This window comes from Paenibacillus glycanilyticus (assembly GCF_023715145.1).
Lineage (GTDB): Bacteria > Bacillota > Bacilli > Paenibacillales > Paenibacillaceae > Pristimantibacillus > Pristimantibacillus glycanilyticus_A.
Window position 1 is genome coordinate 81,460 of record NZ_JAMBNP010000017.1, and the last position, 10,999, is coordinate 92,458.

Annotated in this window: 11 protein-coding genes; 7 read left to right on the forward strand and 4 right to left on the reverse strand. The window is 52.1% G+C overall.

All coding sequences use genetic code 11. The features are described from left to right. The first annotated feature begins 145 nt into the window (after positions 1–145). Positions 146–1,246 carry a glycosyltransferase gene (locus M3194_RS28655; RefSeq protein ID WP_251657577.1) on the forward strand — a complete coding sequence of 367 codons (1,101 nt, stop codon included), beginning with the start codon at positions 146–148 and terminating at the stop codon, positions 1,244–1,246. Further along, positions 1,243–1,845 (forward strand): glycerol-3-phosphate acyltransferase, encoded by a 603-nt coding sequence (locus M3194_RS28660; RefSeq protein ID WP_251657578.1) that lies wholly within the window; start codon positions 1,243–1,245, stop codon positions 1,843–1,845. The genes M3194_RS28655 and M3194_RS28660 overlap by 4 nt, the downstream gene beginning before the upstream one ends. Before the next feature lie 64 nt (positions 1,846–1,909). On the opposite strand, the gene M3194_RS28665 is transcribed toward M3194_RS28660, so the two are convergent. Beyond that, a complete protein-coding gene (locus M3194_RS28665) occupies positions 1,910–3,211 on the reverse strand; it encodes a WD40/YVTN/BNR-like repeat-containing protein (protein WP_251657579.1) in 1,302 nt (433 codons plus the stop codon). 140 nt (positions 3,212–3,351) lie between these two features. On the opposite strand from M3194_RS28665, the gene M3194_RS28670 reads away from it, so the two are divergent. After that, the gene (locus M3194_RS28670) at positions 3,352–4,020 is read left to right on the forward strand and encodes an S-layer homology domain-containing protein (protein WP_251657580.1); all 669 of its coding nucleotides are present in this window, start codon (positions 3,352–3,354) and stop codon (positions 4,018–4,020) included. Positions 4,021–4,084: 64 nt separating this feature from the next. Here the strand turns inward: M3194_RS28670 and M3194_RS28675 are convergent, their stop codons facing one another. Then, positions 4,085–4,990, reverse strand: coding sequence for an effector binding domain-containing protein (locus M3194_RS28675; protein WP_251657581.1), 906 nt, complete (start codon positions 4,988–4,990; stop codon positions 4,085–4,087). A gap of 130 nt (positions 4,991–5,120) precedes the next feature. Beyond that, positions 5,121–6,041, reverse strand: coding sequence for an aldo/keto reductase (locus tag M3194_RS28680; protein WP_251657582.1), 921 nt, complete (start codon positions 6,039–6,041; stop codon positions 5,121–5,123). Positions 6,042–6,375: 334 nt separating this feature from the next. On the opposite strand from M3194_RS28680, the gene M3194_RS28685 reads away from it, so the two are divergent. After that, positions 6,376–7,239 carry a patatin-like phospholipase family protein gene (locus M3194_RS28685; protein WP_251657583.1) on the forward strand — a complete coding sequence of 288 codons (864 nt, stop codon included), beginning with the start codon at positions 6,376–6,378 and terminating at the stop codon, positions 7,237–7,239. Positions 7,240–7,475: 236 nt separating this feature from the next. Beyond that, positions 7,476–8,129, forward strand: a complete 654-nt coding sequence (locus M3194_RS28690) for a FusB/FusC family EF-G-binding protein (protein WP_251657584.1) — start codon at positions 7,476–7,478, stop codon at positions 8,127–8,129. A 55-nt stretch (positions 8,130–8,184) separates the two neighbouring features. On the opposite strand, the gene M3194_RS28695 is transcribed toward M3194_RS28690, so the two are convergent. Next, entirely contained in the window at positions 8,185–8,646 is a 462-nt protein-coding gene (locus M3194_RS28695; RefSeq protein WP_251657585.1) for a DUF4395 domain-containing protein, read from the reverse strand. A gap of 195 nt (positions 8,647–8,841) precedes the next feature. Here M3194_RS28695 and M3194_RS28700 point away from each other — a divergent pair, with 195 nt between their 5' ends. Further along, entirely contained in the window at positions 8,842–9,300 is a 459-nt protein-coding gene (locus M3194_RS28700) for an HPP family protein (RefSeq protein ID WP_251657586.1), read from the forward strand. Between the two features lie 112 nt (positions 9,301–9,412). Beyond that, entirely contained in the window at positions 9,413–10,810 is a 1,398-nt protein-coding gene (locus M3194_RS28705; protein WP_251657587.1) for an MATE family efflux transporter, read from the forward strand. Positions 10,811–10,999: the final 189 nt, after the last annotated feature.

Consider the following 10,999-nt stretch of genomic DNA (forward strand, 5'->3'; position numbering starts at 1 on the left):
TTTCCGGCGATGCGCCAAAGGGCGTAAATGACGGGCTTATATAAAAAATTAAGGGATCAAGCATGCCGCCGAGGCAGATAAACGTTCTTAGAACGACCGTCAAAGCCATATATTTGCTATATAAGCATATTGGGGGGTGTGAGAGATGGAGATTTTGCTCACTGCCTTGCTCGTATTCGCCTTAGGGATGGGTTTTGTGTTGTTTCGAAGAAATACGGTGCCCGTAAGCCGCGATGGTCCGTTTCAGGAGAGAAGGCTGTCGGTCATTATTCCGGCCCGCAACGAGGAAAACAATCTGCCTTATCTGCTAGGCTCCCTCGAGACCCAGTCGCATAAACCGTACGAGGTTATTGTGGTGGACGATCATTCGGAGGACCGCACGAGAGCGGTTGCGGAAGGCTATGGCGTAAAGGTAATCGCCAATCCGGATCTCCCGTCAGGATGGACAGGCAAGAACTGGGCGGTATGGAACGGCTACCTGCAGGCCGGCGGTGATCTGATTATGTTTCTGGATGCCGATGTCCGCCTTGCGCCGGATGCGCTGCGCTCCTTGCTGACGGCAAGAGAGAAGGAAGGCGGGGTTATATCGGTTGTCCCTTATCATGTGGCGGAGAAGCTTTATGAGCGCCTGGCGCTTATCCCGAACCTGTTAGGCTTATTTGCCTTCACGTCCCCGATGGAGCGGACAAACCCGGATAAAGGCTTATACGGCTCCTGCATCCTGACGACCAGAGAGGATTATGAGCAGGCGAAGGGCCACGAGAGCGTTCGGGGCGAAGTGCTCGATGATCTGAATCTGGGAGCGCGGTTTATGGAGTCCGGTGTGAAAATAACCAACTATATCGGGCGGGGCATGGTCTCCTTCCGCATGTATCCCGGGGGAATCAAGAGCGAGATTCAAGGCTTCAGCAAAGGAGCGGTGCTTAGCACAAGCAAGCTCAATATTCGTACAACGCTGCTTGTTGCCGTCTGGCTCATCGGATTAATTGCGGCGGAAGCGGCCCCTTTTGCCATCGGAACCCCGGTTTTGCTGCCTCTTGCCATCGGCTATGTGCTGTACACGCTGCAGATTTATTACTTGGTCCGCTATACGGGGCGATTCGGGATCTGGCTTCCCGCCGTTCATCTATTAAGTACGGTCTTCTTCTTGTACATTATGCTTTATTCCGTGTATCAAGTTGTCGTTCTGCGGAAGGTAGCCTGGAAGGGCAGAAGCATCGAGGTAGGGAGGCGGGGCAATCCATGATCGTAGTATGGACAGCGGCGGCGTTTCTTGCGGGATCCCTGATGTTCTCGTATTGGATCGGAAGGTTGAAGCGGCTTAATCTGAAAACGTACGGCGACGGCAATCCGGGAGCCATAAATTTATGGAAAGCAGCGGGGTACGGCTACGGTATCGCCGGTATCTCATTGGATTTTCTGAAAGGCTACCTGCCGATGCTCTGGCTGCACCATAGCGGTGTGGTCACGGGATATTGGCTTGTTCTGCCCGCGGCGGCGGCTATTCTCGGCCACATCTGCTCTCCGTTTACGGGCTGGAAGGGCGGCAAAGCAATTGCTGTGACCTTTGGCGTCTGGAGCGGCTTGACCGGCTTTTCGGCAACACTTGCGTATGCGGTTATCCTGGCGGTATTGCTGCTCGCGTCAAGGCGATTGGAGAAGGGGAGCCCAACCTCTTCGGAGTCGGATGCGTTCCATGTGGTGCTGGGGATGCTGATGTTAACCATCTACCTGGTACTGGACAATTACGACTGGTCTTACGTGCTCCTGGGCATTGTCAACTTTCTGCTCCTCGCCTACTCGCATCGGAAGGAACTGTTGGGGGTTAAGGGGATAAATAGTTAACGGTGTAAAATGAAAATCCCTTCTGCAATCTGCAGAAGGGATTTTGGTGCGCCGGAAATTTTCCTTAACGGGCCTGCGGTTTCTTGAAGGTATAGACCTTATGCCAGGTCTTGCCTCCGTCCGCGGTAGTGTTCAGCACGGCTGCATTTGCCGCGTCCGTCGAGATGAACCAGATATGCTTCGCGTCGGAAGCGCCAATAAATTGCGTGCCGTAGCCGGTGAATTGGGCTTTGCCGATCGTCCAGTGCTTGCCGCCGTCCGTCGTTTGCATGATCGTGTTTGCTTTGTCGCAGGCTTGACATTGTCCGCCCATAATCGCGGTTTGCGGGTTAACGACATACAAGGCGCCGGGACTTGAGCTGGCCAAGCCTTTTGGAACCATTGGATCCTTCATGGTGAAGCCCGGTGCGGGGCCGGAGCCTGCGCCGTTCTTCACAATGGCGGGAAGCCAGGTTTTGCCTCCGTTTGTTGTGTGAAACAGCGAGTAGGAGGTTTGCGACATACCGGAGTCGCCAATGAGCTCAATCCAGGCATCGCTTGCTGCTGTCGAGCGGATGATGACGTTGGTAGGCGCCTCTTCCGATTTGCGGGTCATAGCCGTATTCCATGTTTTACCGCCGTTTGCCGTATGCATGAAGAGAATATGGCCGTTCACGTATTGTACCGCCCAGCCGTTGCTTGCGTCATGGAAGTACACTTCGCCAATCGCTTTGCCCGGTGTCTGCAGCGTAGTCCAGGATTTGCCGCCGTTCTTCGTTACCGCGTCGCCGCTAAACGCTGTATTGTCATTCGTGAAGTGGAGGAAGCCGTGGTTAGGAACGGTTCCGGCTTTCGTCCAAGACTTGCCGCCATTCGTGGATTGAATAAGAATCAGTTCTTTTGCTTTACTGTCGCCAATCGTTGCCCATACCTTTGTGCTGCTTAACGCAAAAATCTGATTAATCGGCTTGCTGCCGGAATATTGAAGCTTCCAGTGAGCGCCGCCGTCATCCGTTCTTGCAATCTGGCCGTTGCCGGCAATCCAGCCGGTCTTCGAATCGGCAAGACGCAGCGCGGTAATGTTGCCGATCTGCGAGACTTGCTCACTTGTGCTGATTGGAGTCGGATTCGAAGAAGTGCCGCTTCCCGCGTTGCTCGGCTGCTGCGATGCGTCATCCTCGTCTGGTTCTGTGCTAGGCGCGTTGGTACCTGCGTTATTGGAATCCGTAGAGGAGTTAGAGTTGGGGGAAGAGCTGTTCCCGGTTTCTGCTGCCGGCGTATTTCCTGCATCGTTCGTATTCTCTGGGTTATTTGCTTTTGAACATCCTGCAAGGAGCAGGGTCATGCTGATCGTCACCAGAAGAATAAGGGTGCTGATTTTTTTCATGATGTTCACCGCCTGTTTTTTTATAAATAGCTTAACCTTCTTCCCCTTAGACGAACCATGCTTCAACAGGGTTGCAGGAAATTTTAGTGATAAAATAATTTGGTCTTTCGGTAGGAGAAATTCGACATGACGGTACCGCCGTGCATGTGCCAACCCGGATTACGCAGGAGGACGGTCATTACTTCGCCCAAATCAACAGCTTGACCAACAGCGTGTATGCGGTCGTATGGCATTCCAAAACCTTTGCCGACGCGGCTAACCACTGGGCAAAAACCGACATTAACGATCTGGCATCCCGTATGGTGATCCAAGGCGTATCAGCCGAACGTTTTGCGCCGGACCGCTCCGTCACTCGTGCCGAATTTACGGCCATTCTGCTTCGCGCGCTAGGTATTCACGCTGCGAAGGATGATGCCAAAGTAGCCTTCAATGATGTTCGGGCAGCCGACTGGTACCGTGATTCGGTCGTTAACGCCGTATCTTACGGCCTCATTACGGGATATTCGGACGGAAGCTTCCGCCCGAACGCCTCGATATCCCGCGAAGAAGCTATTGTTATGATCAACCGGGCATCGGCAATGACAAGCCTGGCGCAGGCTTCGGCAAGCGAGACCGCGGGCTTAATCAGCCAGTTCCGCGATAAGGCTAGCATTGACGGCTGGGCTCAAGCGGCTGTAGCATCCGGAGCGAAGCAAGGCATTGTAAAAGGAACAAACGGCAAGCTTCTGCCGAAGCAGCCGATTACCCGCGCAGAATCGGCCGTTATGATAAAGCGTATGCTGGTCGCGGCCGGACTTATTAATTCATAAGCAAGGCAGACGCAAAAAAGGCTATCCTCCAGAGAAGGATAGCCTTTTTTGTGCTTAGAACAATTTAAGCCTTTTTCTTGATCGGGATATAGATGTCCATCTGGTTTTCGGCAAGCTCATGATTGCTGCGCTCATCATACAGCTCGAACTCCGGTTTGCCGGCATGCTCGTAGCCGGAGTGAGGGAACCACTCCCCGAAGATCGTCATCCAAGTGCTTTGGATGGAGGAGGAGAACTGCTCGCGAGGAACCTTTGGCGTGGTGAACACAGCATACTCCGCGGCGTCAAACTCGCAGCAGACGAGGCCTTCGCCTTCTACGCCCTCGAAGCTTTCGGCCTCCATGCCGATCAGATAAGAGAAGCTGTCCGAGCCCATATCGAAGTTATAGCAGATGCCAAGCTCGACGGGCGAGTCCTTGTGCACGCGGTTCGGGATGTTTTTGTACAGCTCTTTTTGAATATATTCCTGCCAAAAGGCCGGGATCTCTTTATGGTTGTCTCCGTTGGCTCTCGTGCGGATCTCGTAGCCGATTACTTTAAAGGCGGGCTTGGTTAAAATTTTGTAATCCATTCGTATTCCTCCTAAATAGGGATTGTACTTGCGCTGCAGCACATTCAGCTTGGAGTAGGCCGGAGGCTTGATTCCCCGCTTGCGGTAATCGCCCGGCGTCATATCGAATATGCGCTTGAAGGCACGGGTGAAGGTCTCGTGATTCTGAAACCCGGTATCGAGAGCGATATCGATCAGCCTCGCATCCGAATAGGCCACCTGATAAGCGGATATCGCCAAACGACGTTTACGCACATATTCCATCACGGTCTCTCCTGCCATGGATTGAAAGACGCGGTGAAAATGAAAGTCCGAGAGCTTCGCAACCTGCGCCAGCCGCGATAAGGACAGCTCCTCGCCAATATGGGCTTCAATGTAATCAATCGTCTGTTGAATCTGCACCAGATAGTCCTGCTTCACTCGGATGCTAACCTCCTTGATCTCGATGACCTCATTGTATACGAATGGATGATCGCATTCTTGATGATTCTTGCTTTATGAAAAAAGCAGCCCCCGGTTCGGAACCGGAGGCTGCAGCTCTAAGATGCTCTTATGGCAAAATGTTGCCTGCCGCGCGGTAGATCGAATACCATTCTTCGCGGGTAAGCGTGATGTCGGCCGCTTTGACGCAGTCCTTCAGACGTTCGATGTTCATCGAACCGATAACCGGCTGCATCTTCGCAGGGTGACGGAGCAGCCATGCAATCGCGATGGTTGTGTTGCTCACATCGTATTTGCCAGCTACTTCGTCAATCGCTTTGTTCAGCTCAGGGAACTTGTCGCTGCCGAGGAATACGCCTTCGAAGAAGCCGTATTGGAATGGCGACCAAGGCTGAATGGTAATATCGTTCAGGCGGCTGTAGTCCAGGATGCTGCCGTCGCGGTTGATCGCGGAGCTGTTCTCCATGTTGACGTTTATGCCGTTCGAGATCATGTTTGCATTCGTGATGCTCAGCTGCAGCTGGTTTGCTACGATCGGTTGTTTAACCGATTTCTTGAGCAGCTCGATTTGCATCGGGTTCTGGTTCGATACGCCGAAATGACGTACTTTGCCGGAGCTTTCCAGACGGTCGAAGGCTTCAGCCACTTCATCCGGCTCAACCAGCGCATCCGGACGGTGCAGCAGAAGGATGTCGAGGTAGTCGGTTTTGAGGCGCTTCAAGATCGCGTCCGTGGAAGCGAGGATATGCTCTTTCGAGAAGTCGAACATCACGCCAGGCTTAATCCCGCATTTGGATTGCAAAATAATGTTCTCGCGAACGCTGTCGTTCATATGAATCGCTTCGGCAAAGATTTCCTCGCATGTGCCCGCGCCGTAAATATCCGCATGGTCGAAGAAGTTTGCTCCTTGCTCCAGAGCGGTTTGGACAAAACGCTCTGCCCCAGCTTTATCCAAGGAATTAATACGCATACAGCCAACCGCAACTACCGGTACTTCGAGCGCCGTGCTTCCGAGTTTAATCGTTCTCATTGATGAATCCTCCTCAAATGAATTATCACATAAATAGCGTAAAACTCGTTATTTATGATGATTCATGCTTCGTAAGCATCTTCTGCGTTTGCCGCCGATTCTTCAATCGGTTGCAAATGTACAGTTTATAGACAACTGTCCCGTGCATCCTACTCGATTGTGACATAGTTGAGGGCTTGTTTCAAGGTACTGACTTAGGAAAGTTTGTTAAGTTTCTTTAGCCTTGGCGGACGGCTGTCCGATTAGGGAATGACTAAATTGACGAATTGAAAAGGCGATAGCTACAATGAGAGTAACGAATAGAGGCGCAGCCTCACCTAGGGAGGCAGAGAGCATGAGCACGGCGGAGGCGATCGGATTAATTCTGGAGGGCGGAGGCATGCGGGGCGTGTATACGGCCGGGGTGCTGGAATATTTTTCGGAGCATGATGTGTATTTCCCTTATATGATCGGGGTTTCGGCCGGAGCCTGCATGGGGGCGAGCTACCTGTCGAGACAGCTTGGACGCAACCGGACCGTCAATGTGGAATGGGTGAGCGATCCCAGATATATCTCCTGGACAAACTTATGGAAGAAGCGGCAGCTGTTTGGCATGGACTTCATCTTCGACGAAATTCCCAATAAGCATGTGCCCTTCGATTATGAGGCCTTCGCCGATAGTCCCGAAGAGTTCGTCATTGGTACGACGGACTGCGAGACGGGGGAGACGGTCTACTATCGGAAGAGCGAACCGGACTTCGATCTGCTGCAGCTCCTTCGGGCTTCAAGCTCGCTGCCGTTTATCGCGCCGATCGTGGAATATAACGGCCGGAAGCTGCTGGACGGCGGAATCACCGACCCGATTCCGCTGCGGAAAGCGGAGAGCGACGGCTATAAGCGCAACATTCTCATCCTGACGAGGAATGAGGATTACCGGAAATCGGCGGGGCGGTTCGGCTGGCTTGTGCAGCGCGCGTATCGCAAGTATCCGAAGCTCGTGGAGATGATGCTCGGGAGATATCGGCTCTATAACGAGACCTTGGATTACATAACCGAGCAGGAGAAGAACGGTGCGGTATTCGTTATACGCCCCCAAGAGACGCTGGTGGTGGGCCGGATGGAGCGGGACCCGGCAAAGCTTGACGCCTTGTACAAGCAAGGTTATGAGGATGCGCGGCGGATGATGCCGCGGCTGCGGGAATGGATGGAAGGCGGATAGCCAAGGATTGCGGGCGGAGCCGGATTTATTTTATACTTGAGTAGTAAAGGGAGGCGGTAGGAATGGCAAATCAATTTGCCGGATTACGAGTCGGCTTCATGCAGAGCCTGAATTAGGGGCGATACTTTGCATGGGGCGTACGGAAGGATGGTCGCCCGGCTATCGTTTCTAATAATGGGCTTTGCACCTTATTTGAGTGTTAGACGATCAAATAAAAATAAGGGGCTGACAAAGCAATGCGTACACCATTTATTAGAAACCATCAATTGAATTTAATTAAGAAGCAAGTAGGACAGCTGCAGCAGGCATGCACGACGGTATCGGATCCGAAGGTCATTGAATCGGTTCGGTCAAACGCGCCTTTTAAAGTCATGGAAGCATTCCCGGGGGCAACGGAAGCCGAGCAGAAGCTGCTTGGAAGCTTTGCGTCATTAAATACGCCGAAGGAATTCCAGAGCTATCTGCAGTCGCTCGAGGACGATATGCTGCCCTTCGAGAAGGTGGAGGAGAAGCAGCTGAAGAAGCTGTTCCCGAAGGTCAAGAAGCTGAAGGTTCCCGATCTTGCAGCCATGGACCTGCGTTATGTAACCTATCTCGGTTGGACCGATATTGCCGCGAATAAAATGTTCCTGGTCTATCGTCTGAACGACCGGCTTGTAGGCGTAGAAGGCAGGTTCACGCCCGTGCAGAAGAAAAGCGTATGTTTTCTATGCAACCGGCATGAAGAAGTAGCCTTGTTCTCGGCGGTAACGAAGTCGAGGCCGGCAAATGCTTCACCGGACTACTATAAGGCAATCGGCAACTATATGTGCGTGAACAGCGAGACCTGTAACAAGAATATTACCAATGTGACGATGCTCGAGCGGTTTATTTCCGACATCGTTCTTTAATGGGATATAAAGAGAGCCCGCCAGAGATAGAGATGGCGGGCTTTTTGCTTTGTTTTTATGATGCGGCTTTGGCTTTCGCAGCCCGGCGGAGCCGGAATTGCTTGTATTGGAAGTACATGAAGCAGCCTAGGCAGAAGCCGCTTAAGGCAGCAATAACGGCAGCTGTCAGCATGCCAAGGCTGATATAAGACAGCAGGGTGAGACCCAGGTAGTGGGAGGCAATGGTTACGACAAGGAACAGAATCGCGAGCAGATTGTTGAAGCGCAGCAGCTCGCGGGCTTCGGTCCGCTGGCTTACCGGCCAGATGGGCGAGAGCAGACGGACGAACATGTTATATTTTACTCCGTACGCACGACTGATTAATTGCACGGCTAAGGGAAGGACAAGAATCCACCATTGCTGGGTAAGGACAGCTGCGATAACGCTCAGAAGAATGCCAAGCTGATTGCCGCGGACGCGGTGCAGAGGCACTTCCTCCACGCATTCGTAACTTAAGTTGACGGCCGGCTGTGACATGCTATCATCCTCCGTTCGGTTTGTTTCGTTGCAGGTAATCGTTATCTTTAGTATACATTAATTCTTAGTTTTCGGGTAGGTAATTAGGAATAAATGATTGAGAATTTTTTAGCATTGACGCTCTTTTTAAAACTCATTAGAATGGAACGAGTGTCAATTTTGCACGGCCTGCGACAGGAGGTAAACAAAAGCCTTATGAACTTGAAAACAATCGCGCTTTGCCTTTATGTAATGCTCATTTATTGGCTTTCCCTGCATTTCAGCTTTCTGGATACGCTGTTCTTCCCAACGCTTGGCGCATTCAGCTTTCTCTTTATTTCCCGCTCGTCCACGATTGCGGAGGTGGGAAAAATCACCTTTGGCGCCGTGGTATCCTCCGTGCTTGGGACGGTTCTGTATTACATTTATCCAAGCCCAATCTCCTTATTCATTAACGTTCTCATTACCATCTGGTTAATTAATAAATTCAAATGGAATGCTCCGCCGATTGTGGCCGTCGCGTTAATTCCGTTCTTCTCGCACTCGCCTAATCACTGGTTTATTCCGCTCTCCGTATGCGTGGCGCTGCTTGGCCTGATGCTTGTGCTTTACATCGTCCGGGTCATAGAGAGCAGACGCGCGCAAGTATATGAATCCGAATCCACGGCCGCCTAAGGAAGTGGATTTTTCATTTTTTGCTCGAATCCGTCATGGACAAATCTTTGCCGGAGTAGTAGCTTAGTAGGTAGTTTAAGCAACGCCAATCCAACGAGAAGAATGTGATGACATGGGTATAGGACGACCCAGACTGAGAGGAAAGCATGAGGCTTTCCTGGAACGGCACTTCACGGGAGTGTCGATCGATTACCGGCAAATAATAGCTTTGTTCATCCCGATCCTGATTGATCAGGCCTTTCTGGTCGGCCTCAATCTGGTGAATACGGCGATGGTCAGCTCATCGGGCGTGGATGCGGTCAGCGCGGTCAACATGGTAGACTCGCTCAACATTTTCCTGATCAGCGTCTTTATTGCCGTATCAACCGGGGGAACGGTAGTTGTTGCCCAGTACAAGGGCAGCGGGAATCATCCGATGGTATCCAAAGCGGCAGCAAGCTCTGTGGCTTCGGTTACGCTCGTCGCGCTGGCGATCAGCCTGATCGTCGTGGTGTTCCATAACCAAATGCTTAATCTGCTGTTTGGCGCGGCTTCGCCGGAAGTATTCGAGGAAGGCAGAACGTATCTGATCGGCAGCGGCTTGTCTTATGTCGGGATTGCGATGATGGAGGCGGTATGCGGGGCGCTCAGGGGAATCGGCAGAAGCCGGGCATCTCTTATGCTGTCGCTCGTCATGAATCTGTCGTATGTCCTGCTGAACGTTGTGTTTATTAACCTGATGCATATGGGCGTGCTCGGGCTTAGCATCTCTATCAATATCTCGCGTTATGCAGCGGCCATACTGGCTATTATTTATCTGGTGAAGATCGATACCAGCCTTCGGCTTCGACTCCGGGATATGCTGGCGGTTAATTTTGCGATGCTGCGAAAAATCCTGTTCGTGGGTCTGCCGTTTGCGGCGGAGCAGATGTTCTTCAACGGCGGGAAGATCGTTACTCAAACGTTTGTCGTCAGCCTCGGCACCTATGCTATTGCAACCAACGCGATCACCGGATCGCTTGCTAACGTGCTGCAGATTCCTTCGAATGCGCTGGCGATTACGGCGATTACCGTTATAGGCCAATGCATGGGGCAGCGAAATATCGAGGATGCGCGGAAGTTTACCCGTTCCTTTCTCTGGTTATCTACGGCCTGCCTGTTCCTGATGACTTGTCTGATGGTGCCGCTGTTCTATCCGCTGGTGGGACTGTTCCATCCACCGCCTGAGATCGTTGACGATATACTGGTCATTTCAATTATTAATGCTCTTATGCAAGTTGTGTTCTGGTCGATCAGCTTTATTATGCCGTCAGCCCTCCGTGCAGCTGGCGACTCGAAGTTTACTTCAGTCGTATCGCTGCTGTCGATGTGGCTGTTCCGGATTGTGCTCGGCTACCTGCTCGCTATCGTGCTCGACTTCGGCATCCACGGCGTCTGGCTTGCGATGAATCTGGAGTGGGGCGTTCGGGGAGCCATCTTCCTCTGGCGCTTCCGGGGCAAGAAGTGGTACCGCCACCGGTTGATTGACTAGGGTGAAATAGATGAAGGGGGTGTCCCATAAGTCATGTAAATGACGATGGGACACCCCCTTTGTTTGTATTTGGGCTAAACAGCAGCCTGCGCATGAAATGTTCTTCCGATCGCCATTGCTCAGGGATTCCTTGAATTAATATTCAGAGGTAGGGAATCCCTTTACAAAAGCGAACGCTGGCGCTTCTCC

Bases quoted from the DNA above. Each gene is read 5' to 3' on its own strand.
- M3194_RS28655 (WP_251657577.1), top strand. From the start codon at position 146: ATGGAGATTTTGCTCACTGCCTTGCTCGTATTCGCCTTAGGGATGGGT.
- M3194_RS28660 (WP_251657578.1), top strand. From the start codon at position 1,243: ATGATCGTAGTATGGACAGCGGCGGCGTTTCTTGCGGGATCCCTGATG.
- M3194_RS28665 (WP_251657579.1), bottom strand. From the start codon at position 3,211: ATGAAAAAAATCAGCACCCTTATTCTTCTGGTGACGATCAGCATGACC.
- M3194_RS28680 (WP_251657582.1), bottom strand. From the start codon at position 6,041: ATGAGAACGATTAAACTCGGAAGCACGGCGCTCGAAGTACCGGTAGTT.
- M3194_RS28685 (WP_251657583.1), top strand. From the start codon at position 6,376: ATGAGCACGGCGGAGGCGATCGGATTAATTCTGGAGGGCGGAGGCATG.
- M3194_RS28690 (WP_251657584.1), top strand. From the start codon at position 7,476: ATGCGTACACCATTTATTAGAAACCATCAATTGAATTTAATTAAGAAG.
- M3194_RS28695 (WP_251657585.1), bottom strand. From the start codon at position 8,646: ATGTCACAGCCGGCCGTCAACTTAAGTTACGAATGCGTGGAGGAAGTG.
- M3194_RS28700 (WP_251657586.1), top strand. From the start codon at position 8,842: ATGAACTTGAAAACAATCGCGCTTTGCCTTTATGTAATGCTCATTTAT.
- M3194_RS28705 (WP_251657587.1), top strand. From the start codon at position 9,413: ATGGGTATAGGACGACCCAGACTGAGAGGAAAGCATGAGGCTTTCCTG.